The sequence below is a fragment of the Enterococcus caccae ATCC BAA-1240 genome (genome assembly GCF_000407145.1).
In the GTDB taxonomy this organism is placed as follows: Bacteria; Bacillota; Bacilli; order Lactobacillales; family Enterococcaceae; genus Enterococcus_L; species Enterococcus_L caccae.
Genome location: NZ_KE136474.1, coordinates 467,891 through 492,250, shown reverse-complemented (window position 1 = coordinate 492,250; position 24,360 = coordinate 467,891). Strand labels below are relative to the sequence as shown.

The 24,360-nt window shown below is 34.9% G+C and carries 23 protein-coding genes; 2 read left to right on the top strand and 21 right to left on the bottom strand.

Annotated elements, in window-relative coordinates:
- Positions 1-175: 175 nt before the first annotated feature.
- The 13 genes from I580_RS12705 to I580_RS12645 all read right to left on the bottom strand — a co-directional run bounded on the left by I580_RS12705 (position 176) and on the right by I580_RS12645 (position 12,859).
- Positions 176-1,399: a hypothetical protein gene (locus I580_RS12705; protein WP_010770227.1), complete on the bottom strand. Its 1,224-nt coding sequence runs from the start codon at positions 1,397-1,399 to the stop codon at positions 176-178.
- Between the two features lie 180 nt (positions 1,400-1,579).
- A complete protein-coding gene (locus I580_RS12700) occupies positions 1,580-2,749 on the bottom strand; it encodes a WxLIP family cell surface protein (RefSeq protein ID WP_010770228.1) in 1,170 nt (389 codons plus the stop codon).
- A gap of 323 nt (positions 2,750-3,072) precedes the next feature.
- On the bottom strand, positions 3,073-4,197 hold the full coding sequence (locus tag I580_RS12695) for a hypothetical protein (RefSeq protein ID WP_010770229.1): 1,125 nt from the start codon (positions 4,195-4,197) through the stop codon (positions 3,073-3,075).
- Between the two features lie 17 nt (positions 4,198-4,214).
- Positions 4,215-5,009 (bottom strand): hypothetical protein, encoded by a 795-nt coding sequence (locus I580_RS12690; protein ID WP_010770230.1) that lies wholly within the window; start codon positions 5,007-5,009, stop codon positions 4,215-4,217.
- 37 nt (positions 5,010-5,046) lie between these two features.
- Positions 5,047-5,874, bottom strand: coding sequence for a winged helix-turn-helix domain-containing protein (locus I580_RS12685; protein ID WP_010770231.1), 828 nt, complete (start codon positions 5,872-5,874; stop codon positions 5,047-5,049).
- A gap of 1,017 nt (positions 5,875-6,891) precedes the next feature.
- Positions 6,892-7,785, bottom strand: coding sequence for a ParB/RepB/Spo0J family partition protein (locus I580_RS12680; RefSeq protein WP_010770232.1), 894 nt, complete (start codon positions 7,783-7,785; stop codon positions 6,892-6,894).
- A complete protein-coding gene (locus I580_RS12675; RefSeq protein WP_010770233.1) occupies positions 7,778-8,539 on the bottom strand; it encodes a ParA family protein in 762 nt (253 codons plus the stop codon). Before I580_RS12675 ends, I580_RS12680 begins: the two co-directional genes overlap by 8 nt.
- Positions 8,540-8,554: 15 nt before the next feature.
- Positions 8,555-9,271 carry a 16S rRNA (guanine(527)-N(7))-methyltransferase RsmG gene (rsmG, locus tag I580_RS12670; protein ID WP_010770234.1) on the bottom strand — a complete coding sequence of 239 codons (717 nt, stop codon included), beginning with the start codon at positions 9,269-9,271 and terminating at the stop codon, positions 8,555-8,557.
- 279 nt (positions 9,272-9,550) lie between these two features.
- Positions 9,551-10,309, bottom strand: a complete 759-nt coding sequence (locus tag I580_RS12665) for a class II aldolase/adducin family protein (RefSeq protein WP_010770235.1) — start codon at positions 10,307-10,309, stop codon at positions 9,551-9,553.
- Between the two features lie 6 nt (positions 10,310-10,315).
- The gene (locus I580_RS12660; protein WP_010770236.1) at positions 10,316-10,573 is read right to left on the bottom strand and encodes a hypothetical protein; all 258 of its coding nucleotides are present in this window, start codon (positions 10,571-10,573) and stop codon (positions 10,316-10,318) included.
- A gap of 26 nt (positions 10,574-10,599) precedes the next feature.
- Positions 10,600-11,955 (bottom strand): PTS galactitol transporter subunit IIC, encoded by a 1,356-nt coding sequence (locus I580_RS12655; RefSeq protein WP_010770237.1) that lies wholly within the window; start codon positions 11,953-11,955, stop codon positions 10,600-10,602.
- 138 nt (positions 11,956-12,093) lie between these two features.
- Positions 12,094-12,396, bottom strand: a complete 303-nt coding sequence (locus I580_RS12650; RefSeq protein WP_010770238.1) for a PTS sugar transporter subunit IIB — start codon at positions 12,394-12,396, stop codon at positions 12,094-12,096.
- Positions 12,389-12,859, bottom strand: coding sequence for a PTS sugar transporter subunit IIA (locus tag I580_RS12645; protein ID WP_010770239.1), 471 nt, complete (start codon positions 12,857-12,859; stop codon positions 12,389-12,391). Before I580_RS12645 ends, I580_RS12650 begins: the two co-directional genes overlap by 8 nt.
- A gap of 201 nt (positions 12,860-13,060) precedes the next feature.
- Between I580_RS12645 and I580_RS12640 the strand changes: the two genes are divergently transcribed.
- Entirely contained in the window at positions 13,061-13,819 is a 759-nt protein-coding gene (locus tag I580_RS12640; protein WP_010770240.1) for a DeoR/GlpR family DNA-binding transcription regulator, read from the top strand.
- 64 nt (positions 13,820-13,883) lie between these two features.
- Positions 13,884-14,834, top strand: a complete 951-nt coding sequence (locus I580_RS12635) for a 1-phosphofructokinase family hexose kinase (protein ID WP_010770241.1) — start codon at positions 13,884-13,886, stop codon at positions 14,832-14,834.
- Positions 14,835-14,919: 85 nt separating this feature from the next.
- On the opposite strand, the gene I580_RS12630 is transcribed toward I580_RS12635, so the two are convergent.
- The 8 genes from I580_RS12630 to I580_RS12595 form a co-directional block, all read right to left on the bottom strand.
- Positions 14,920-16,314, bottom strand: coding sequence for a M24 family metallopeptidase (locus tag I580_RS12630; RefSeq protein ID WP_010770242.1), 1,395 nt, complete (start codon positions 16,312-16,314; stop codon positions 14,920-14,922).
- Between the two features lie 36 nt (positions 16,315-16,350).
- Complete coding sequence (locus I580_RS12625; protein ID WP_010770243.1) at positions 16,351-17,058, bottom strand: GNAT family N-acetyltransferase; 708 nt, start codon at positions 17,056-17,058, stop codon at positions 16,351-16,353.
- Between the two features lie 587 nt (positions 17,059-17,645).
- Positions 17,646-20,480, bottom strand: coding sequence for a MucBP domain-containing protein (locus I580_RS17275; protein WP_010770244.1), 2,835 nt, complete (start codon positions 20,478-20,480; stop codon positions 17,646-17,648).
- A gap of 251 nt (positions 20,481-20,731) precedes the next feature.
- Positions 20,732-21,757 carry a WxLIP family cell surface protein gene (locus tag I580_RS12615; protein WP_010770245.1) on the bottom strand — a complete coding sequence of 342 codons (1,026 nt, stop codon included), beginning with the start codon at positions 21,755-21,757 and terminating at the stop codon, positions 20,732-20,734.
- A 135-nt stretch (positions 21,758-21,892) separates the two neighbouring features.
- On the bottom strand, positions 21,893-22,585 hold the full coding sequence (locus tag I580_RS12610) for a WxL domain-containing protein (RefSeq protein WP_010770246.1): 693 nt from the start codon (positions 22,583-22,585) through the stop codon (positions 21,893-21,895).
- A gap of 89 nt (positions 22,586-22,674) precedes the next feature.
- Positions 22,675-22,899, bottom strand: a complete 225-nt coding sequence (locus I580_RS12605; RefSeq protein WP_010770247.1) for a hypothetical protein — start codon at positions 22,897-22,899, stop codon at positions 22,675-22,677.
- Positions 22,900-22,908: 9 nt separating this feature from the next.
- Positions 22,909-23,226, bottom strand: coding sequence for a hypothetical protein (locus I580_RS12600; protein ID WP_010770248.1), 318 nt, complete (start codon positions 23,224-23,226; stop codon positions 22,909-22,911).
- 2 nt (positions 23,227-23,228) lie between these two features.
- The gene (locus tag I580_RS12595) at positions 23,229-24,332 is read right to left on the bottom strand and encodes a WxLIP family cell surface protein (protein ID WP_010770249.1); all 1,104 of its coding nucleotides are present in this window, start codon (positions 24,330-24,332) and stop codon (positions 23,229-23,231) included.
- Between the last annotated feature and the right edge of the window lie 28 nt (positions 24,333-24,360).

Sequence of the window (24,360 nt, the reverse complement as noted above, 5' to 3'; positions counted from 1 at the left end):
TCGTTTCAAAAATTATAGAAAAAAAGAAAATATTTGAAAGTATGCAGTCACCTTTTTTTGTTATACAAATACTATTCACATAATATTAGAATGAAAAATAAAGAGGCTCATACATCTGAAACTGTTCTAGTTTCTTGTACATCCCCCCTTTTTTTTCAAATCGAGTTGTTAAATATCATAATTCGTTCACCAGAATATTGTTATTTAACTTTAATGAATTGCTTAAAAAATCTTTTAATGCCGCATATCCTTCTAGTTTCACTACTATTTCTTGTGAACAATAGACCCAATAATTAAAAATTGCAGGACCAGCAGTCACTTTTTCTATAGTTTCCATAAACTGACCTAAGTCTTCAATTAATTCTCGACAGCTTAGTTTATTAGCGATAATAATCTCTTCTTTACCTTCTAATTCCAATAACATCCACAAATAGTCTATAAATTCTATTTTTGCTTTTAACGTCAAAAATTTTTTTTTTTGTATCATCTGTTTCCCATTCAATTTTTGATCTTTCGTAAAATACTTCAAAACTTCCAACTCTAGATTGGAAGCAGTTCCTTTCAAGCCACTTTTTTCATTTGATTTTTCTTTTTCTACTTTTTTTTCTGGCGAACGCATCAATAAACCGTTTTTAATTTTTACAGTCTTTGATAGTTGCTTTGAACGATTAAGTACATATTTGTCTTTTTTTATACCTACAACTCGTTTAGCTACTTGTTTCGTTTTTATAGAATCTGGCTTTATTTCTGCCATTAGTTGTTTTTTCTTTTTAGCATCACCTTGGACAGTCGTGATTCTGTGTTCAACTTGATTCATTTGTTCCTTAATCGTTTGACTAACTTTCGTAAGCTCAGTTTTAAGTAATTCTCCAGAATCTAAAACAATTGACTCATTTTTTGCAAGCCTATCCTCTAAAATATCCATTTTTTTTGTCAGTTGACTGAACTGGTCTAAAGCGCTATTTATTTCTGCTTCTTTTCTTTTGTACTCCGCTTCTTTTTCCTGCTTGATGACGTTATCATAGGTTTCAATAATTTCTTTAGCACATTCTTTTAATTCCCGTAAGTGTTTCACCTGTGCTTCTTCGTAAAAACCGATAGTAAAGGTTAGGACAATATAGGCGGTTGATGTATAAACATTGATTCTTTTTATGACTAACTCAGTATTTTTTTTAGTCCACGTTTCATGAATTCTTTGCGTGATTTGCTCAAGCTCCATCAATGATTGAACATCTTTTTTAAAAATCAATTTACATGACAGATACGCTTCATTTGGTGTAACTAAGTGTTTATTGAATAGTTCTACCCCTAAGAGTCTTGGATTGACTTTCTGATGTAGTATATATTTTTTTATGATTTTTCTTCCCTGTTTTTGGCTATTTTGCTCAGCTTCGTTCATGTCCACCAACTCCTAAAATCGCTATACTATAAATCCTTTTTTCATGATTTAAAAACATTGATCGATAACTGTTTTAAAACTTAATTCAGTTTTTGATGGGCATTACTCTAAATAGCATTAGATACCTACTTGTAAGATGGCAGACTAATAGTTCGTTGCTTGTTTATCAGATTCTTGTAGCTATTCTGGATTTGTAGAGTATTTTTTCTTTTTTCTAGCACCAACATTTTTTCTTCTTAGGGACTTTCTATTGTGTTGAACATTTTTTTTGTTTCGATCACGTTTTTTGTTTCTTTGATACAAAGCTTCTTCATAGCGTTTTTCTTTACGTTTTCTTGAAATCAGTAAAATCAATAAAAGTAATAGTAATGCCACAAACGTACTCACAAAAATAATAGTGTATAACATTATGTGATCTTTCTCTGAATTTCTACTAGGCGCAGATACTGTTTTAGCTTTGGCCGTTTTGACGTCAAATTCTTTCTCCCATTCCCACTCCTGATTTGTTGCTTTAGACTTTGCAGTCAGGTGCATTTGGTAAGTTCCAGATTGAAGCTCTTTATTTTCTCCGTCAAAAATAAAAGTAAAACTTGAATTAGGTGCCATGCGGTAACCTGTTACCTTACTTTGTTTCAAGATTTTATCCGAACCTTTTTCATAAACCTCTGCTACGTACTCAATATCTTCTAAATTTACCGCTCGCTCATTTTGAATAGTTGCTTTTAGACTATCTCTATTCGACTCATTTGAATAAATAATGTCTACTAAATTCAATTTAGCTTCAACTGGCGTATCAGTCTCAGTTAGTTTTACAGCGACTATATATGTTTTTTTTGCCTGATTATCTTTATTAGTTGGAACCTGTTCTTCCTTGATCTTTTCTGATGAGACAACTTTGATCCCGCCTAAAATCATTCCGTCAAACGGATGATTCGGCATTTTTAGATGAACTGTTGTTGTAATTGTTTTATTTGCAGGAATAACTATTTCCGGCTCAGTCGTTGCAATATCTTTTAGAGCAATCTTCAAACTCTTATCTCTAGAGACGATGTTCGATCGATCAGAATAATCTATGTCTCCAGTTTCATTTGTTGTAGCATCATTGACTTGTAATGTAACCTGTTGTTCTTTCTCTGAGGTATTGATCAGCTCTATCTTCAAATCTTGTTCCTGACCTGGATTCATTCTAAGATCATAATATGTCGCTTGCGGGTCATGCTGATTTGGGGGTAAAATCGGCTTTACTGAAATAGCCATCCCCGTATCAGATCCAGCAAATAGACATGTCAGTGAGAATAGAAAAAATCCGATCATCGTAATCAAGCGAAGTATTTTCCGTTTCTTAATCATTGAATTTTAAACTCCCTACATAATAAAATCATATGTATATATTTGATGAAAAATCAAACCTAGCAACTGTTTAAATCAAATAATCACAGGCTAAAATTGCCTTTTTCCAATCAATCCTTTTCCAAGTGTCTCACATGACTTTCTCTTAGTGTACTGGCGGTTATTGCTTTGCTATTTTGAGATTGTTCTTTTTTACTTTTTTTATTGGCAAATACTCAAAAAAACTATGTAGTAGCGGATGGGAAAAGCCGACTATTCCCAATCCTTTTTATTTATTACTTTTTCAATATTATTGTGTAACTCTACTGACTTGTAGTGCTACTTTAGTCACCAACAACCGATTCTTCGTTTAATACTATCTGTTCTAGTAAATAATTTTCTCCCTGTATAAGATCAAAATAGGCTGCTTTATTTAATATGCTTTCGTAGTCCATCTTCATTATCCGGACATGTGGTTGACGAAACCATGATTTTTTTTTGATCTTTACTCGAGATTCAATTAACTTACATTCGTCTAATATCAAATAAATTTCGTTTGTTGAAACTGAATCTTTAAAACTCCTAACTTGTTCTCTTTCATAAGTCAGTTGGTTATCCGAAATCGTCATCTTCTCAGATTTTGTCACTAATTCTTTATTCATCATCCATGATTGCTCTAGAAATTTAGCTTTCTGCAATAGTTGTGAATACTCTCTTAAATCAATTTTCAAAATCTGATCCCAATTTTCATTTTCCTCATTGCTTGGCCGACTTAATTCTTTCATAGCTCTGGATAGATTTTGGCGCTCCATTTGATCAATTACGACTTCCAACTTTTTGTTGGCAAGTCGCATTCTTTCTTTTGCATATCTTTCTCTACTAACAGCTTCTTCTATTTTTAGTAAATAATTTTCATCTTGTTCACTGTATTCTACAACTTCTGTTTTTTCTACTACCTCTGATTTAGCTATCTTTAGAGGTTGGATAAACTTAGATACGAGCCTTTCGATCTCACTAATAAAGGAGTCCAGTACGTCTCCCTCATCATTCTTTAATTGCTGACTCAATGACTGTAACAGATTGACCATAAACGGAAATCCATTCTCTCTATACGCAATAGGAACAAAATCAATATAATAAACAACACGATTGTCCTCTTTTTCCTTAGAGCCGCCTATCCAAGCAATTTGGGGAAAGGTATGAATCAACTCATCCAACAAAGCAGACCAATCAAGATCGACAAAATCTAATGTAATCTCAACATGTTTAAAAAAAGAAATTATGGTATGAAACTCTTCAAAGTATTCTTCTACTTCTTTTTGAGGATATGGGACCCTTTTATTTTTATTTTGAAACATTTCTTCGCAAATGTAATAGATATCCCGTAACATATCATCATCAAAAAGGCGCTCGCCTACTGCTGGAGAAGCGGCTTGATAAATGTCGACCATAATATTTTGATAAACCACTTCTTGATCCCCTTCCTTTAGTCTAATGACTGGTCTGCTAGCCGACTAGATTTATTCAGCAAGTCTTCCATCAATACACTTGTTTCACTTTGTAGACGAAGAATACGTGTGTGATAATTAGCCGCTTCCTGATTAATCATTTTTAACTCGATCGAGGCTTCTGAAATTGCTTTTTTCGTCTCGTGTCTAGCTGCTTCTACGGTTCGATCAGCTTCAATAGTGGCACGTTCAATGATTTGCTGTGCTTTTTCTTTTGCATCCATCAATACTTCTGCAATTTGATTTTTCATTTGATCTTGATTCCGTAGTTGCTTTTCAGTCTCTAGATTTTTATTGCGCTCAGCCAATAACTGTTCATCTAATTGAACTCTCAGCTCTTCTGATTGTCTGACTTGCTCTTCTAACGCTATAATTCTTTCCTTAGACTTCGATGAACTTGTCAAACGCATTGTCAATTGATCGATTTCTTGCTGTTTGTTTTCAACTTCCGCCTTCAAACGCTCAGCCATTGTTTTTTGACGTTGTACTTCTTTTTGGAACTGTTGATTCTCATTATTTAGATGCTCTATTACAGCAGCTTGCTCTTGTTGTGTTTCTTGCTCTTGTTTTCTCATAATATTTTCCGAACGCTCTCTTTTATTTGAAGTTTCTGGACGACTTTTTTTAGGTGGTTCATAAGACTCTTCTTCAAATTCATCATCATCATATTCATCGTACTCATCATACTCGTCGTACTCATCATATTCATCGTAGTACTCTTCGTACTCATCATCGTTTCTTTTTTTTTTGCTTTTTTTATTAAATATTGCCAAATCTCCCGCTTCCTTTCTTATACTTACCCTATTTGAGTTAAATACTACCTACTAACAATTCTCTTATCTTTTCATCATTTTGTTCATCTAGAATGACAAACTCTTGATTCAAGTAATAACCAATTCCTTTTTTATTTAGAATAAACGGTTCAAAAATCGATGTTTTTTCCATTATTTTTTGTTTGATTCTATTGATTAGATTACTCAACAAAGCCTGCTTATTTTTTTGCTTTGCATTTGTCCAAATGGCTTCACATAATGACTGACTTGAAAAGACTCTTTGATCTGACTTAATAAAATGCTCTAATACTTGATGCTCTTTTTTAGTCAATGGAATCAACCAGTTATCAATAATCAATGTACGATCTTTTAATTGAAATGAGTACTGCTTTTTTGCTTTGACTACATTGGAAAATGAGGTAGGATTTTGTAAAGTCTCACCATTCTTACCAGAAGAAGCCACTGCCCTTTCTTGACTATTTTTATCTGTACGATTAGCCGTCTCCTCAAAAATAGTAGCTAATTTACTCGCTAAGTCAGTGACGGATATTGGATAGCGAACAAAACTCACATTAGAGTTATTCAGATATTTCGACTTATTGTCCTGTTCTGATTCAAACGTTAAGACAACAATCGGTTTGTTTAGTAGTGCTAAATTATCTATAAATGATTCTTTTAACCCGCTGTACATAGATTGTTGATAAATGATAAGATCAAAATTTTGCAGAAAATAAAATTCTTTATCTTTTGGTTGAGTCAATATATCTTTTGAAACCATTATTTCATAATCCATATTCAACAAACTATTCTGCAACAGTCCATTTGCACTTAGTGTGTCTGTCAATATAATAATTTTTTTCCTCATAATAGAAAATCCTCCTCTTAATTTTTATATATAGTAAATTCCAACCATTTGTATTTGATAAAATTCCCTAAACAGATAAAAGTATCTCAGCTTCTAATCATCACGCCTCACATAAACCTGTGAATAATTAGATAATAGGAATTTCCTATTCTTATATAAAATAAGAAAAACAACTTTATATAGCATATTTTACTAGTATTTATTTTCTACCGTTGACGGTTGAATGACGGTCTATTAAGAAATATATGGAGAAAAGTATTTCTAAAATAATACTTATTATAAAAATAAATAAATCTATACCGTTTTTATAGACAAAAAATATCATTTCTTTCTTTCGTTTATTTGCGTTTATCCTTACTTAAAACAATACTTTTCTTTTCAAAATTATAACAATCGTTTATTTTTTTAAGAAATTAAAAAAGGGCAGAAAAATAGAGAATTCTGCAAAGATTAGTACTATAAAAAAGCCTTATCTTCTTACGTTTTGAGAAGCTAAGGTTATTGAGCTAGAGGAATATTTTTGACGGTTCATTTGACGGCGTATGAAAATAAGTAAATTTAATGCGAACCACTAATTTATTATTACAAACTACAAATAGCAGAAGCAATCTACATGGTTTTTTCTATAATAACGTAGCTTTTTATTAATATTTAATCGTTAAATACATGATTTACCTGTTAAATCGCATCTATTATCCATAAATTAAATATATTGTTATTTTTTTATTCCTCATTGACATGTCCAAATTATTTATTGTATACTCGTTATAGTGAGTATTTAATTGAGCCTCTAGTAACCTATAGACATATGCTTTAATTTAACAATTATAAATTTTTCTTATTTTATATAAAAACAAGAAAAATTATGTTATTTTGAAATATACTAATTATAGTGAATATTAACTTAGTATAAATGTATTTTTTTCATATTTCATACGTATAGTCCTGTTTAAAATATATAAAAACGTGGAGCGAAACTAAAAAAGTTTCGCTCCACGTTTTTGTTTATCCTGCCAATCAAGCCTCATCAAAATGTATCTCTAAAATATCTAAAATTCTTGCTAAATCTGACGGTGAAAGGTATTCGATTTCAATTTTACCCTTGCCTTCTTTTTCTTGAATAGCAACGGTTGTACCGAATTTATCCATTAAGCGATCTTCGCTTTCACGAATGTAATAAGGTTTATCTTTAACCGTTTTCTTCTCTTTCTTAGAAATTTTTTTGCCTTGATTTTCATTTAAATCATTAACGATTTGTTCTAGCTGACGGACAGTCAAGTTTTCTTCTACCACTCGTTTTGCTAGAGTTAAAATTAAATCCTTATCTTTTAAACCAAGTAACGTTCTAGCTTGTCCCATAGATAGAGTTTCACCTTGAACCATTTCTTTGACTTGAGTTGGTAAGGTCAACAGACGTAAATAGTTTGCAATATACGGACGGCTTTTTCCAAGACGTTCTGCAACTTCCACTTGTGTTAACTTTAAATTTTTCATCAACATATCATACGCTTCTGCTTCTTCTAGTGGATTTAAATCTTCACGCTGCAAGTTTTCTAACACGGCAACTTGCATCATTGCTTCTTCATCGAACTCACGGACAATCGCTGGGACGGTTTCTTTCTCTGCTAATTTTGAAGCACGGAAACGTCTTTCACCAGCAATGATTTCATATCCTTTGACGGCAGATTTTCTGATAATGATTGGTTGAAAAACACCCGATTGCTGTATCGAATTCGCTAATTCTTGAAGAGATGCCTCATCAAATGTTTTTCTTGGTTGATAAGGATTCGGACGAAGTTCATTTAAAGGAATTTCAAGTACTTCTTCTTTTTGAACATCTACATCTTCCAAACTAGCAAAATCTTGAAACAATGCATCAATACCTCTACCTAAACCTTTTCCTTTACTCATTATCCAACACTTCCTTTGCTAGTGCTTGGTACACTTCGGCACCACGTGAACGGGGATCATAATCAATAATCGACAAACCATGACTTGGCGCTTCAGACAATCGAACGTTTCTAGGGATAATGGTGTCATAGACTTTTTCACGGAAATACTTGCGAACTTCTTCTACGACTTCAGCACCTAAGTTGGTTCTAGCATCATACATCGTCAACAATACACCCTCGATACGTAATTCTGGATTAAAATGCTTTTGAACAAGACGTATCGTATTAAGGAGTTGGCTCAATCCTTCAAGTGCGTAATACTCACATTGCACTGGAATTAAAATCGAATCACTCGCTGTAAAGGCATTGATAGTCAAATGTCCCAAAGATGGCGGACAATCGATCAAAACAAAATCATAAATATCATTTACTTCTTCAATCGCAGCTTTTAAACGAGATTCTCTTGCCATCATCGAAGTCAATTCGATTTCTGCTCCGGCAAGCTGGATTGTCGCTGGAACGATATCTAGATTTTCTCTAGACGTTTGCTGAATCACATTCTTGATTGGTTCTTCATTTACTAATACGTCATAAACATCTGTCGCAACATCTGGTTTACGTACGCCGATACCACTTGTTGCGTTTCCTTGAGCATCAATATCGATCAGCAACACTTTTTTGCCGTAATAAGCAAGACAAGCACCTAGATTAACGGTGGTCGTTGTCTTACCAACGCCGCCTTTTTGATTCGCTACAGAAATTATTCGTGCCATTTGTGTCCCTCCATCTTATTTGATTGGTTGTTTATTTGGTAACCCTGGTTTTCTTGGGTATTTTTTTGGTGTTTCTTTTTTCTTTTGCACTACAACGATATGGCGCTCATCCGCTGTGACTGGTAGTTCAAAGGAAACTTCTTTTTGAAATTTACCACCTAAGATAGCAATTGCAGGTTTGGCTTCAATAATTTCTTCCTCACTTTTGGCAGCTTTTAAGGCTAAGAAAAAACCATCCTTTTTGACTAACGGTAGACACAGTTCACTTAATACATTTAAACGAGCAACTGCACGGGCCGTTACGTAGTCGAAAGCACCACGAAATTCAGTTTTTTGACCAAACGTTTCTGCACGGTCATGATACAAAAAGACTTCTTCCAACTTCAACTCATTTACTAATTCAGTTAAAAAAGTGATTCGTTTATTTAATGAATCAACTATTGTGACTTGTAATGTTGGAAAAACAATTTTCAATGGAATGCTGGGAAATCCTGCTCCTGCACCAACGTCACAAATCGATTTATTTGTCGAAAAATCTTCAAAAAATGCCAATGAGATAGAATCATAAAAATGTTTCAAGTAAACTTCTTTTTTTTCCGTAATTGCTGTCAGGTTCATTTTTTCGTTCCACTCAACGAGTAATTCAAAATAACGAGCAAATTGTGCCATTTGCTCATCTGACAAATCAATGCCTTTTTGGCTTAATAGTTGTTTAAATTCTTCTGGTGTCATACGTTTCCTTCCTTGCGTGAAACAGGAAAATGTTTCACAGTTGTCTTTTCTTACTTTAACGCAAATAGAGATTTCTTGCAATGTTTTTAGCAAGATTTGTCACAGTTAATAAAATGTTTCTTTCTATTATAGCAGAAAAAAATCCCGCTCATTTTCAGTAAAAAAGAAACGTGAGTGGGACATAACTCTTCGAGTTATATCCACTCACGTGGAATCCAGATAAACGGTTGGAGCAGAATCACTCCCTTTTGTTCCAACCTCATTTTGATATTTTCCTTCTTAGTCTCCGCCAGCTGTCATTTTGATTTTTTGGTTATAAATCGGCTCACGATTGATCAGATCTTCAATCGTGCCTATTTTAACCCCTTTAGAATAGTAGCCATCTAAAATACCAAGCTTTTGAAAAATCGTTTGCTTATACGCAATCTCGGCGTTCCACTCGACTGTATCCAGAATAGCTAAAGCCGAATGAATAGCCTCCATCCCTGTTTCACCACCTGTTGTGATCAACACGCCATGACTATCCAACAAAAATTCATGAGGCAATGTTTTTCTCGGCATTGTCTTAATATGATTACTGACGATTTCCGCTAGCTCCTCTGAACAGTTTGGCTCAAATTCCAAGACTTCAATGTATTCGACTTTCTGAGTCGCTTCGGTCAAATTAGGCATATCTAAGCCACTAGTGGCCCAAAACATACTATTGGGTGCATGAGCATGTAAAACAGATTTAATTTCAGGGTTCGCATCATATACCGCTTCATGCATATTGATTTCTCTTGTTAATCCCCCTTCTCCTGCAACGACTTTTCTTGTATGAGGTTCCACCACTAAAATCTGTGACGGGGAAACATGTCCTAAATAGGCTTGAGACATCATTGTAGGGGTCATGATAATATATTCTTTCCCCTCTTTATCCGTTGTTTTAAATGAAAAATTTCCGCCAGCAACATTGGTATTTTTACGCTCAAAAATCAGTTGTACGATTTTTGCCATATCTTCTCTTTCACGTTCAAATAAAATTCTTCCATCTGCCATGATTTACTACAGCTCCTTCTTTTTTAGTAATTTACCTGTGCGGATCGCTTTTTTCGCTGCTTCCTGCACCACTTGATATTCTTTATATTTTTGTTTCTTTCTATCATCGTATTCCTTAAAAAGTACTGGATTTCCGTATTTATAAATGACAAAAGAAAGGAGCATGACTAGAAAATACAATGGAACGATATTAATTGATAATGCTAGTATAAACAGTAAACTATCTACAAATAGTAGGATCATCCATTTTCCTTTTTGAGTCATATCATTTGGTCCTTTCTATGTTTTATTCAATCCTTCACTTCTTCGTAACGTGCGCTTGGCACAGGTTCTTTTGCCATATACTTATATAACCAAACGAACATTGCGATAAACATGATAAAACCAATAATGGCAACAACATTCAAGTTGGCTGCTTCTGCAAACAAAATTCTAAATTCTGGTCCTTCAATCGATGACCATGTTATACTGCCGCCTTTTAAATCAACTGCACCTGTTTTTTTCGCTAAACCTGTCAACACTGGTGCAAGATACGTTGCACCATATAAATAAAGCGGCGTATAAATAATGCCAAGTGTGATCATGCGGTACAAGTTTCCCCCAGTCAGTAATAATCCTCCAACTGCAATCGAGTAATTGATGATGCCAGCCAAAGGCAATACTTGATTGCCTGGTAAGATCATGGCATAACCAATGAAAATCGGCACTAAGATGATCGCTGTTACCCAAATCTCAGAACGCCCTGCCAAAATGGGCCAGTCTAAACCAATAAAAACTTCACGATCTTTAAAGCGTTTTTTCATCATCTCTGACATCGCATCCGCTAAAGGAGAAAGAGACTGCATAAACATCTTACTAATCATCGGGAACAATGCCATCGCCGTTGCCACTTTAATCCCTAAATTCAACGAACCAGAAATCCCGTACGCTGCTCCAAAACCAAGCAATACACCAATAATGAATCCCATCACGCTATTTTCAGAAAAAATCCCGATTTTTGCTTTCAATGCTGAAGTATCGGCTTTTTTATTAAAGAATGGGATTTTATCCATCACGATATTAACTGGCAGCATCAATACAGCCGAAATATTCATCAAATGGGTTACCGTCACTAAAGGAATCCCTGTTAAATCTTGAATATGCCGTTGGAACATATCGCCCATTTTTAGTTCTAAAACGACTTGAACAACAGCCGCAATGAACCCTGCAACAAGTGATCCACTGATAAAATACACCAGATACGCAGTCAACGCTTTACCCCAAACATTCCACATATCGACATTTAGTGTCTTCGTTAAATTTAATAGAAGCATAATAAAATTCACGCCTAAAACGACTGCGAAAAAAACAAATGCATAAGACCATGACCAGGTAATACTTGCCGCACCCGTCCAACCTAAATCTAGAGCTGGCAAACTGATTCCTGTATTTTTGGCCATCGCCTCAGATGCAGGACTGACCGCATCCGACATAAAACTGATCACCATACTCATTCCTGTAAATGCAACACCGAGTGTAACAGCTGACATAAACGCTTTTTTCAGTGGCATCCGAGCAATCAGCCCGATAATTAGGATAATCAACGGAACAAAAATAGCTGAACCAAGATTCAATATAAAATCAATCACAGATTGAAAAATCCCCATCTCTTTTACCTACCTATCTCTTTAAATTTTTGGTATGATTAGTTTGTATACTTTTTTAATTTAGAGCGTGAGAGAAAAGCATTGCTTCATTCTCACTATCTACTACGGTTCAGGTTCGTCATAACCTGAACCGCTTTTTTATTTCTTCGTATCGTTGACAATTCCTTCGTACACTTCATCAACACCCATGCCTGTCAAAAACGGCACGCCCGCATACACCGAAACACCTAGTTTCTCCGCTGCTTCAAGTACCTCATCATCAGGTTTTGCGATATAAACATAGATACTAGCACTTGGTAATTCTTGTAAAATCGATTTGTAATCGACTGCTTCTACTGGATACTCAATATTATCAGCATCAAATTGGCTTTTGATTTTTTCAGCTACAGTTGTACTCGTTGCAACACCGCTACCACACGCTACAATTAATTTTCTAGGCATTTTTAACTTCCTCCCATTGCTTCATGAATAAGTTGAATACTGCTTCATTTTCTGTTGTCGCTTTTAGCTCTGACACAAATGCTTCATTTTGAAATAAGACCATTAACTCCTGTAATAAACCAACCTGTTTTGAGGGCTCTTTGATTCCTAGGAAAAATAAATCGCTCACCTCCATTTCTTGATTATCTCCCATTTGTTTGACCTTGATCGGTTTTGTTGTTCTTACGATATATATGAAAGGCCTTTCAATATATTCCGTGTCAGAATGAGGTAAAGCAATATTGAGGTACTCTGTGATCAAACCCGTTGGAAACCTTTTTTCTCTTGAGATGATCCCTTCTAAATACCCTGAATTCACGTATCCCGCTTGCTGCAATCGCCAAGCAATCAACTCAAATAGTTCTTCCTCCTCTTGAACACTTACTCGTAAATCGATCAAATTTGGTTGAAACATCTGCTTCATGTCTTTGATTCCTCCTCTATACTTTTTAACATATTTAAACTTTTTATGTTCAACTTTGTAAATATATGTTAAACTTTGTTTATACAAAAAGAATACAACTTGTGCAAAGGTTTGTCAACGCTTTCTTTTGATTGTTTTTTGTTCGTTTTACGTTTAAAATGTAATAGATAAACATTTTCGAACAAAAAGGGGAACATACTTATGTTAAAAAGAGAGCGCCATGCGCATATTTTAGAATTACTGGAAAAAAATACGTTTATGACAGTATCCGATATCGCTGAGGAGCTGAATGTTTCTGAAATGACGATTCGCCGAGATATCAACGAATTGAGTGACTCGAACCAACTCGTTCGTCTATATGGTGGTGCACAAAAAATCGATCGAAAAAATAAGGAATTGGCCACTCATGAAAAAATCAACCTCCATATTGAGCAAAAAGAATATATCGGAAAAATCATGAATTCTTTGATCCAGGATCATCAAGTTGTTTTTGTTGGCGCAGGAACGACTATTCTATACGCGCTACCTTTTATCAAAAAACAAAATTTGATGATTGTTACAAATAGCCTGTTGGCATTCAATTATGTGATTGAACACACGGACTATCGAATTTTGTTGACTGGAGGGGATTTTACACCTATTACGGAAGAATTTATCGGGGAACATGCGGAGAAAACATTTGAAACAATCAATATCGATATTGCTTTTGCTGCAACAAATGGCATCTACAACAATAATGTGACTACCTCAAACTATTTAGAAGGCGGCGTCCAACGGGCTGCTTTTAAAAATGCTAAGAAAAAAATCGTTGTAGCAGATAGTACAAAATTCAATGTGAGCGATGTTTATACTTTTTATAAGCTGTCTGATTTAGACTATGTAATCACCGATGATCAAATTGACGAACAGACACTTAATTTTTATCAATCTTATGGCACATTATTAAATAAAAAAAGTTAACTGGGTTTGGTATGCTCTTTCAGAAACCCAGATTAGCTAGGTAGCTGAAGGAGAGAAAACAACAATGATTCTAACAGTGACACTTAATCCATCCATGGATTCTATTTATTTTACAGATACATTTACCTTAGGCGAAATGAACCGCTGTAGTAACCCTGTAAAGGCTGTTGGGGGGAAAGGGATCAATGCAGGAAGAACAGCAGCAATTTTAGGTAGTGACGTAACTACGCTGGGCGTTTTAGCTGGGATAAATGGAGAACTGATTCAATCTGCACTTGAGCATGAACCATTTAACACAGACTTTCTTGCAATCAGCGGGGAATCAAGAAATGCTGTAACCGTTATGGACCAAGAGAAAAATCAAACTGAAATTGTCGAGCTAGGTCCTGAAATAACAGAGAAAACAGCACAACAAATAATAGAGAAAGTCATTGAGTTCTCATCTCAACAAAAAAAACGCCCAATCATTGCTCTGTGCGGATCAGCTAATACGAAAAACGAGCGATTATATCAGGATTACTTGCAAAAATTACAGGCACAACTTGGTTCAGAAATAAAAATTCTAACAGATATTTCAGGTACACAACTGCAATATGTTCTACAAGGGACAACCAAACCATTTTTTATCAAACCAAATATCCACGAATTTGCAGAGTTATTAGGTATTCCTATTCGTAGTAAAAATGATGTGGTTGAACACCTAAACCACCCACTATTGCAGGGAATTCCCTTTATTCTGGTTTCTTGTGGCGGAGATGGCGCAGTGGCAAAGTATAATGAGCAGATCTTCGATGTTATTATTCCCCCAATCGACATTATCAATCCGACGGGGTCTGGAGATGCTACAGTTGGCGGCATTGCTTTCGCTATAGACCAAGGTCTTTCTATAGAAGAAACTTTGCGTTACGGGATGGCTTGCGGGATGAGTAATGCTCTTGAACAAGCGGTGGGATATGTATCTATTGAGTCAGTTGAATCTTTGAAAAATAACATTCTTTTAAAAGAAATCAAGTAAATGTTTCACGTGTAACAATGGCTTTTGGGAATAACATAAAGAACGCCTCTTCGAATATGAAGAGACGTTTCTTATTTTTTAAGTATTATTTTATCCAGCGAAAAGCCTGATTTTTCGCTAAATAAAACGGTCTTAAATAAGCCACTGTATTTGATAAAGGGATAATATCTTCACTTAAATCGATATTCAATACATCTTTGAGATAACGTTTCCTTGAGCTAATTCGTTGCCATAGCTCAGGATAATCCTCTTTTAACTGTTTTTGTAACGTTACGTCAGCCAACGCTACACATTCCTCAGCGCTTACCCCTGTATATCCTGCCACAGATGGGATAATATCAATTTGCAAAATCATCCCGCTTTTCAACGTTTCCTCAGATCCTGCATAAATCGGTGAAGACATCCATTCTTCATCTGATACTAAGTGTCCAGGATTTAAGTGCCAGTGATAATCAGCTTGGGGAAAAACAGTTTCGATTGTTTGATACAGTTCTTTTCCTGCCATTCCAATTTTTATCGTTTCCAACCACTTTGTAATGGCTTGGTAATAAGGTTTAGCGACTCTTTCTAAATAATCTTGTTGATTTTCAGGAAGTTGATTCTCATTTTCTATCACAAAACCCGTGCGGCTAGATAGCCCTCCTTTATATGCCGTCGTTAAGGACAGTGGATCACCTAATTTCACTTGTTTATGGGTTGGATATACATTGCCGTATTCAAAACGCTGTCCAGTAGCAGCAATTGTCACCACGGTGTTGGTTTGTCCTTCAGCAGTCAGTTCGTTGCCTAATACAGCTTCAGTTACACCTACTTCAACAGCATCCATAGCTTTTAACATACAACTAGAAGACAAATTTGCACCATATTCATAATGGGCAATTTCATTTGCATTATTTGTCGTACGAGCACCTTTATCACTGCGGATAAATAAATGTGCCGCATTTTTAAGCACAGCTTGTTCCTTTTTACTTGTTAAAAGCGCTTGGATAATAAAATAAGGCAAATCAAAATAAGACTCGTTGTCTGATTCGGCTGTTGTAAACATTTTCCAACCCACTACCCCGATTTTATCTTTGTCAGACAAACCTATTTTTTCAAAAATGCGTTCTAACCTTGCTTCATTATCCATCGGTTGATTTGGTAAAGAGAATAATGGGCTATGAATCAACTGGTTCTCAATTCGAGCAACCTTCGCCATCTTCAAGTTCTCATTACCTAGAATCAGTGTACATTCTCCTGAAATATCCAACACCAATAATCCTTCTTCAAAACGAGGAATAAAGCCAGTTAAATATTCAAAGTTCCCGCCATGTTCTTTATCTGCATAAACCACTAACGCATCGTACTCTTCTGACTTCATATTTTCCAAGACTTTTTGCTTTCTTTCACGCATCGTGTCATCCGTTAAAAAAGTTGGTGCAACATCTGTAAAAGTCATTGGTTTAGCGACTTGAACTAATTGAATTTCAGATTTTTTCATTTCGTGACCGCCCTTTCAAACAACATATGTTTGTATTTATAATTCATTTAAACGCTTTTTTTGCTCGCCATCAATGGTAAAATTATCTCTCGACAGCCATGATTCCATCCGAGTTTTTATCTTTGGCCACTCGCTCTCAATAATAGAAAACCATGCGGTATCTCTATTACGCCCTTTATAAACTAAAGCATTTCGAAAAATCCCTTCAAATACGAAACCTAAACGTAACGCCGCTTTTCTAGAAGGTTCATTTAATGCATCGCATTTCCATTCATACCGTCGATAGCCTAATTCATCCAATGCATAGCAAGCTAAAAGATACTGTGCTTCTGTAGCTATTCGAGTTTTCTTCAACTGATCGGAATAAATTACAAACCCAACTTCCACTGACCCCTGTTCCGTATTTATACGCATTAATGCTAATGTGCCTAATGCCTTCCCGTTAGTTTTGTCAACAATTGCATAATGAAATGGGTCTTGTGAGCTACTAACAGACTCTAAGTATTCAGCAAACTCTATTTTATTTCCAAAAGCATTCATTGGTAAATACGTCCAATTCTTAGGATCACTTTCTGGTCCATAAACTTGATATAAGTCTTCAAAATGCTTAGTTGAATCTAATTTTTCTAATAGACAATATGTTCCTTCTAGCAATACTTTAGCTGGATACTCTCTTGTAGACCAGTTGTCTACTTGATAACTAATCGGTTGATTGTATAAATTATACTCTGTCTCTATTTTCATCCTCTGTCCTCCTGTCACTTCCTTTAGTGTAACAAAAAAAAGAACCGGTTATATACAACATTCCTATCGCTTCACAAAAAATAATCATTCATTTAAAAAGATTATAACATTTTTTCTAAAAAATATTGTGGGTAATTTTTTATAATTAATATAACAAAAAGCTGGATCCCACCAATATATGGTACGTATTAATTCATCTGTTTTTTATTGTATATGGGGATAAAATTAGAAATAAAGATCGTTTTGATGATGTTCTGTGGACGTTTTTACATATACGTTTATCGTAGGTTCTAGATAAGCAGATTAGCGAATAATTGAGTATTATGTCTTTTTTTCTAAAAAAAACTTTGTTTAGGAAGTATATATTTAAGATAATTCTAACTCAACATGCTTGTGTCAGATTTGACTGTTTTTGGGATATCTAGTATTTAAGTTTCTTCTATTGTCAATTCCTAAAAATCCAATAGTATTGGAATAATTCTTTATTTCATTTCTTCATACTGCGCGTAGTAATTTGCTAAATGAATTGAACAAAAAAAGTTTCACCCAAAAGAATACACGATGGGTGAAACTTTTTTATTTATCCACTACGGTGCTTGTTCAACTTGCCATAAAATCGTTGCTCGATAGCCACCTGCTTGTAATACTTCTCCAGACGGAACTTCTAACAACAAGCCAGATTCGTTTTTATCCCACTCATTACTTACGTTATATTGCCCTTTGGTTTCATGTGTTCTCTTCGCTATTGGCTGTGTTGTATTCTCAGATAAAATAACTGTTTCTGTATCACTTACCTTGTAACGAATAGCCGCAGGTAGAATTTTGCTTGGATCTTCTTGACTAGTCAATGGTTTCTTTAACGTCGCCGTTAAATTCCAAGCACCGCCGTTTTTACGATTATCCCAAACAATCAATGATTTGTCGTATTTCGCTTTTTCGACTTTTATAAACGGGATCCCTAAAGTCTTACGGCCGAAATTCAAAAAGTTTGGCGAAGATTGTACAAATAGCATTCCTTTAAATTGATATTGAACCGTACTTTCTTCTCTTGTTACAGGTATCTTCGTTTCATTGTCTGGTTTTTTAACTAATTGATAGTTTTTAGCCTGAATCGATTCAAGTACTTTTTGAACTTCTGTTTCTTCCGTTAAATCAATCGTTGTCCCGATAATTTTATCGAAAGTAATTTTATCATGTAACGCTTCTCCTGTTTCATCGACGAACTCCACGTTCACTTTTTGATTACTTTGAATATCTATCGTGATCATTTTCTTGACTGTCTCTGTTCCTCTGACTGCTTGTAACGTTGCCTTATAAATTCCATGTTCAGGATTTAAAGGTAATGTTGTCGACTCAACTGAAAGCGTGATATCCTTACTGGAACCTGTTGCTACATCCCAAGCAACTGCTTCAGATTGTTTAAGAATCTGTTTATTGATTTTATTTTCAGTCAGATTTTGAAACGGTTCTGGTCTACTGATGAAATCATTCGCTGCAATATAAAGCCCTCTAGATGGTGGTGTTTCATCAATCACTTCGACTGGCACTTTGACCAACGTTGTCTTGTCTGGTTGATTTGCATCGGTCATTCGTACCATCACACTGGTTAAACAAGTGATTGACGTATCCGGCATGTCACCTTCATATTCGTATGAGGCAGTATGTCCAGGTAAGATAACCACATCCTGAATCACTTCAGAAGCTTTTTTAGTGAAAGTCGTGCCTTTTTTGATGATTTGCGGAATCGGTTTTGCGCCAAGATTATACACCTTGATTTTCACGGCATAATCCTCTGATGTCAAACCATTATAGGGCTCAGTTTCATTAATCGCCAATAAAGAAGTATCATAGTCCTTGATTGTTCCAGGCTCTTCATTCAATTGCTCTGGCAATTCAGTTCTTGGAATTGTTAATTGACTATCAAATTCATTTGGACCATTCGGGGTAAACGGTGTTGTAATTTTGTTACCATTTGGGTAGGTAATATGAACTGTTCCGTGATCATTCACTGTAGGTATCTTACTCAACTTATAATTAGATTTAAGATATTCAGTATAATCTGGATAGACATTAAAGACTTCTGGCTCAGCAATGATTTTCATTTTAGAGAATTTAATATTTTTGAAAGACATTTCATCCGTGTTACTTGAGAATTTTTTTGAAATCCCATCATAATTAACCTGAATTGAAAAATTTGTACTCAAATTTAAGTTATTATTTGTATCTACTAGCGGCCACCATTGTTGTATTTTGTTCATATCTAAACTACCATATACCTCAAACTCAATTAATTTGTTATACAATGACTCATCATTATTTAATGGATATAAAATGATATTTCCAGTATCATTGTTTTTTTCTTTATAAAATTTTGTAGTAATATCTTCTCTATTACTATCAATAACCGAATAAATTTTTATGTCATCTGGGTTTAGTAGTAAATTATCATTAGCTAGTATTTCAAAAAAAAATGCGTCATATAACTTGTTCCATGGTGATTTTGAAACCATTTGTCTTCCTGTAAATAACTTTTTTTTATCTGTACTAAACTCATTTTGATGCCCTTCTATGTTTCCTGCCATTTGTTTCGGTTTGATTTCAACTCCAGTCCAATTTAGAAAAGAAAGGCTCCCGTTACTATGGGAATTCCAAAAGGTCATATTTTCCACTTTATTATTTGTTATTATTGAGGTTACAGATGTTGCTCCAGCTGTAATCCCTTCTCCTGGCCTAATTTTAACTCTTCCAGATGGCGCATCATGATCAAGGATACCGTAAGTTTTAGCATTAGTATCACCTAATACTCCGAACAAATTATTCTCATTTAATTCAAAATACGTAGCTGTTGAAAAATTGAAATTCATTAAAATATTCCCAACTACCGGCAATCCATCAGAATATTTATACTCTATAGTCAAAGTTGCTAACGCAGTCAAACTTGTTGCTAATTTTAACTCTGACAAATCAAAACTGCAATTTTCACCTAATATGAAATAGGTGTCGAAGCTCCTACCAGTACTATCTCTTCCTGAATCAGTTACTTTGACCACACCACTGTACGCAAATCCACCGGTTACAAGTTTACCATTATGATAAACTTTACTTGCGGTCCCTTTAAGAGCAGTACCAAAACTCTCTGAAACTTTATCAGGTTCAGCAATAGTTCCGTCGGGATTTACAGTTGTAAATTGACTATAGTTTCGTAGTAATATAGTTGTTCTAGTATTTTGACTTTTAACAAATAAGTCGTTGTTTTCTTTTAAACTTGCTTCCTCAACAGAAGAATAAACGCTTTGTTCAACCTTGTTATCTTGGGATGCTGATATAGGTGTTGCTTTTTTTAAAATAATACTACATATGCATACTATTACTAAAGCTATTCCTACAATACTTGAAATAGTTTTCTTCTTTAATTTACTCATTTTTTCTCCTTTCTTTATTATTTTGATCATCTTTCAAATACACACTTATCGCAACACCTCCTTTGTATCGCTATCACCTATTTAGTTCAACTGCTCGAACCAGATCGTTAATTGGAGTATTTTGCTTGCTTATTTAAGGCGATACTCAAGAAGAGTGTTAGGATTGATGCACTATTGTTTATTTTGAACTGTTCCCTTTTCGTTCTTTCGTTTTTAACAAACTATTACTTCCTATTTCTAGGTTTCATTCTTTAACGTTTTATTGCTTTATAACTCAAAATAAAGACAAGTACACCCACACATAAAATCAAAAAACACACTAAAAAAATCACTTTATTACCTGTTTTATTTTCTACCAGTTGCTTATTAAGGCCATTTGCTTCTAACGCATTGACATTAAAATCTTCTGTCCAAGACCATTTGCCGCCAGTTTTTGATGTAACATCGATCTGAGCCGAATAATCCCCTGCGGTTATCCCCTTATCTGCTAAATCAACAGGAAGATCGATCATCGAATTCGGTGCCATTCTCATCCCCTTTTTTTGGTACTCAAACAACACTTTCTGTTTATTGGCTTTTCTTACTTGAATGACTACCTCCATGCCTTCAACATAGACAGGACGGATATTGGAAATATTGACAAAAAAATGGCTTTTACTCTCTTTAAATGCTATGTATGTTTTGTTTAGTTTTAGCTCAGGTTTTATGCTGTCAGTAGCACCAACTCTTAGTAACATCCCGACTAAAAAAGCAAATTCATTTACTACGACATCTTTTTTACTTTGCTCCTTCGCTTGGCTATCTGCTACCGGTTGTAATTGAATGCCACCTGCTATCAAGCCTTGTGGTGTATCTTTGGGTAAAGAAATCACTAAGTCGACTTGAGAATTCCCTCTAGAAGGAATCACTACTTTTTTTGGCCCTTTGACAATGTTGATAAACTCATTTATCAAAGACGCATCTTCTTTTAGCTCGTTTGGTCCATATTCAACTTTCCCAATACTGTTGGTTTTTGCAGTATTTAGCCGAACTTCCACGGTTAACTTTTTTGGTAATGAATTGTATAATTTGAGGGAAACTTTTTGTTCTTGACCCGTTTTCATTTGGAGATCAAAGTAGCCTAGGTTCTTATTTTTCTGATTCTCTGGGTATAAAACTTCATACGATAATCCACCAATCAAATTCGTTGAATCTTGTTTAGCCAAACCTTTAATGGGATCAAAAAATAATGCTAGGCAAAACAATACCAATAATATGCTGATACTCTGCTTTTTCATCTACTGATCCCTCTTTCCTTGTAAAATAAATACTTGATTTTATTTAGTGCCTATTCATTCTGTGAACAACTTATAACAATAACCGTCAACCAACTTTACTTACTTATTTGTAGCAACACACAACCAAGTTATTTCTTAGTATGTGTTGTCAAGACTCCAGTTTACGCTAGCGTTGAATGCTTTACCGGCAGCTCCCGTACCTTTAGTAACAGTTAATTTAGTATCTGATAATTTTGTAGCAAAACCGCCTTTAACAGCATCCGCTTTTGTTTTAGCAATGATATTTGTTGAAGTTGTATTACCAGCTTCTAATGTCACACTTTTACTAACAGTGATATTGTTAGAATCAGCAAGTTTTCCTAAGTTTCCTTCGATTGGATTTGGTAAAAAGTCATTTGTATCTGGATCAACTTCACCAATACCGTACGATTGTGCATCACCTAAAGTAAATGTTAGTTTTGATGGCAATTCTGTAGCTGAGCTGTCGCTAGAAACTAATTTAGACAATTTAGCCGTCACTTTCCAACCACTAGTTTCCGCTTCTTGTCTGTCATCATTCACGACAATATATTGATCTCCGGCTACAGTATTGCTGTATGTAGCAATATTCGCTGTTGCTGCTTGACGACCAAAATCAAATTTAGATGGTGTCCATACTAATGCCAAGTTATCTTTGAATGGTCCTTGTCCAGGTTTATTCGGTCCGTCTGTATCAAAACGAATCCCCAAATCTGTTTGCTCATTTCCGACTTCTTCTGCATTCGCAGGTTTTGCAAAAATTAATAGTGCTGATGATGCAAGTAATGTTGTAAATAGTATCTTTTTCAAAATTTAATCACCCTTCTTATTTAACGTAAATAAAATTGGTAACAGTTATTGTTATAAATTGTTCACAGGATAATACTTTTTGCAATAATCTAGCCAATCAGTTTGATTTGGTCTTTTAGTAGAACAAATAAATAAATAATCAATCCTAGACTTGCAATAGACACGACTAATAGGCTAAAATTAACCGCTAAATCAAATTTCTTTTTCTTTAGTTTTCTGGCTAAAAATACATCTCTGGAAAGAGTTACCAGAAAAAAAATCAACGACGCAGAGGCAATACCTCCCAATATATAAATCCACAAATAATCTTTCATCTTACACTCCTATACATGTATGCTATATACCTTACGTAAACTAATCACTCCTAGAAATACAATCAAACAAGCGACACCCAACAGTAATAGAATAAAAGATGTCATCATTTGTCCTAAATGCGGTAGTGCCCCATCCGTTTCTGGATAAACGGGTGTTTTTGTCTCGTAAATTGGTGATTTCGGTTCATCTGGTTCAACAGACTGATTGAATGATATACCTGTTTCTGTTTTCTCTTGCTCCCCTAACGCTTGGGTTGCTTGGCTAAACAAGACCCAAAACACACCTACCACAAAAAACAACGGCCAAATAGAGTAAGGTTTTTTCATCCTTATTCACCATCTTTTCTATTGATTTTTTTTCGTTTTTTTATTTTACTTCCTTGTTTTTTTCGTTTTGCAATTCTTACTTTTTTCCATTGTTTCTCCCATTTTCTTCTTCTAAAAAACGTTGATGACATAATCAAAACAGTGGCAACTAATAAAAAAATTGCGGTAATCTTAATCCAAGTTGGCGTAATAATTTTAAAGGCACTTTCTTCGTTCATTTTTTTTGCCTGTTGGTTGGTAATTGTAAACTCCTTGCTAAGCTGCCATTCTTGATAATCATTTGATGCATCTAATTTCAAGTTATAAGTTCCAGATGGCAGATCGGCAATGCCCCAGTCCATTTCAAAATCAAACGAACTGTTTGGCGCCATGCTGTAATTTTCAACAGATTTTCTTTTAACGACTTCAGCGGTCCCTTTTTTCGTCATCGTGCCGACGATACTTAAATTTTCTAATACTTTAGGTTCAGGATTTTGTAAATTCGCTAAAACCATTTTTTTCCCGCGCTTGATTGAGGCCTTTACGGAGTTTAAATTTAACGTTTGAGCATTATTGAATTCATCTCCTGATTGGGAAGTAATCAATCCTACTCGATATGAAAATTCTGTTGAGACACCACTTTTGGCTTTTTCGCCTTGATCTAAAGCGAAGACGATTGCCCCCATTTTGACCCCGTCATACTTTTCTTTAGACGGCGTCAATTGGATTGTCACTGTTTTTTCTTCGTAGTTCCCAACAGTAATCTCTGGCGTTGGGATTTTGAGCATTGATGTAACCGGCTCTTTTAAGGTCGAATCGTAATACGTTTTGTCATTGCTGTACTCGATCGTTCCTCCGTCTCCTGTAATCGCATTGGTGCCATAGATCTTGATCCGCACATTCTCTTTTTTGGTACTTTTGATTCTTACTTCTAATGTTTGCGCTTCTCCTGGCGTCGTTTTCACATAAAAATAACTTTTATTGGGATCGATTTGGGTATTTGACTGTACCAGTGTCACTGTATAGCCTAGATTATTGTCATCATCTGCAGCCATTACTTGATCAGCAAAAAAAAATAATGAAAAAACACAGATAAGGCTTAGATATATCGCATTAATCTTTCTCATGAAAAAAAGTTCTCCTAACTACTAGTAT

What these genes read in the sequence shown, in the direction of transcription:
- I580_RS12705 (WP_010770227.1), bottom strand. Translation starts at nt 1,399, where the DNA reads ATGAACGAAGCTGAGCAAAATAGCCAAAAACAGGGAAGAAAAATCATA.
- I580_RS12700 (WP_010770228.1), bottom strand. Translation starts at nt 2,749, where the DNA reads ATGATTAAGAAACGGAAAATACTTCGCTTGATTACGATGATCGGATTT.
- I580_RS12685 (WP_010770231.1), bottom strand. Translation starts at nt 5,874, where the DNA reads ATGAGGAAAAAAATTATTATATTGACAGACACACTAAGTGCAAATGGA.
- I580_RS12680 (WP_010770232.1), bottom strand. Translation starts at nt 7,785, where the DNA reads ATGAGTAAAGGAAAAGGTTTAGGTAGAGGTATTGATGCATTGTTTCAA.
- I580_RS12675 (WP_010770233.1), bottom strand. Translation starts at nt 8,539, where the DNA reads ATGGCACGAATAATTTCTGTAGCGAATCAAAAAGGCGGCGTTGGTAAG.
- rsmG (WP_010770234.1), bottom strand. Translation starts at nt 9,271, where the DNA reads ATGACACCAGAAGAATTTAAACAACTATTAAGCCAAAAAGGCATTGAT.
- I580_RS12665 (WP_010770235.1), bottom strand. Translation starts at nt 10,309, where the DNA reads ATGGCAGATGGAAGAATTTTATTTGAACGTGAAAGAGAAGATATGGCA.
- I580_RS12660 (WP_010770236.1), bottom strand. Translation starts at nt 10,573, where the DNA reads ATGACTCAAAAAGGAAAATGGATGATCCTACTATTTGTAGATAGTTTA.
- I580_RS12655 (WP_010770237.1), bottom strand. Translation starts at nt 11,955, where the DNA reads ATGGGGATTTTTCAATCTGTGATTGATTTTATATTGAATCTTGGTTCA.
- I580_RS12650 (WP_010770238.1), bottom strand. Translation starts at nt 12,396, where the DNA reads ATGCCTAGAAAATTAATTGTAGCGTGTGGTAGCGGTGTTGCAACGAGT.
- I580_RS12645 (WP_010770239.1), bottom strand. Translation starts at nt 12,859, where the DNA reads ATGAAGCAGATGTTTCAACCAAATTTGATCGATTTACGAGTAAGTGTT.
- I580_RS12640 (WP_010770240.1), top strand. Translation starts at nt 13,061, where the DNA reads ATGTTAAAAAGAGAGCGCCATGCGCATATTTTAGAATTACTGGAAAAA.
- I580_RS12635 (WP_010770241.1), top strand. Translation starts at nt 13,884, where the DNA reads ATGATTCTAACAGTGACACTTAATCCATCCATGGATTCTATTTATTTT.
- I580_RS12630 (WP_010770242.1), bottom strand. Translation starts at nt 16,314, where the DNA reads ATGAAAAAATCTGAAATTCAATTAGTTCAAGTCGCTAAACCAATGACT.
- I580_RS12625 (WP_010770243.1), bottom strand. Translation starts at nt 17,058, where the DNA reads ATGAAAATAGAGACAGAGTATAATTTATACAATCAACCGATTAGTTAT.
- I580_RS17275 (WP_010770244.1), bottom strand. Translation starts at nt 20,480, where the DNA reads ATGAGTAAATTAAAGAAGAAAACTATTTCAAGTATTGTAGGAATAGCT.
- I580_RS12615 (WP_010770245.1), bottom strand. Translation starts at nt 21,757, where the DNA reads ATGAAAAAGCAGAGTATCAGCATATTATTGGTATTGTTTTGCCTAGCA.
- I580_RS12605 (WP_010770247.1), bottom strand. Translation starts at nt 22,899, where the DNA reads ATGAAAGATTATTTGTGGATTTATATATTGGGAGGTATTGCCTCTGCG.
- I580_RS12600 (WP_010770248.1), bottom strand. Translation starts at nt 23,226, where the DNA reads ATGAAAAAACCTTACTCTATTTGGCCGTTGTTTTTTGTGGTAGGTGTG.
- I580_RS12595 (WP_010770249.1), bottom strand. Translation starts at nt 24,332, where the DNA reads ATGAGAAAGATTAATGCGATATATCTAAGCCTTATCTGTGTTTTTTCA.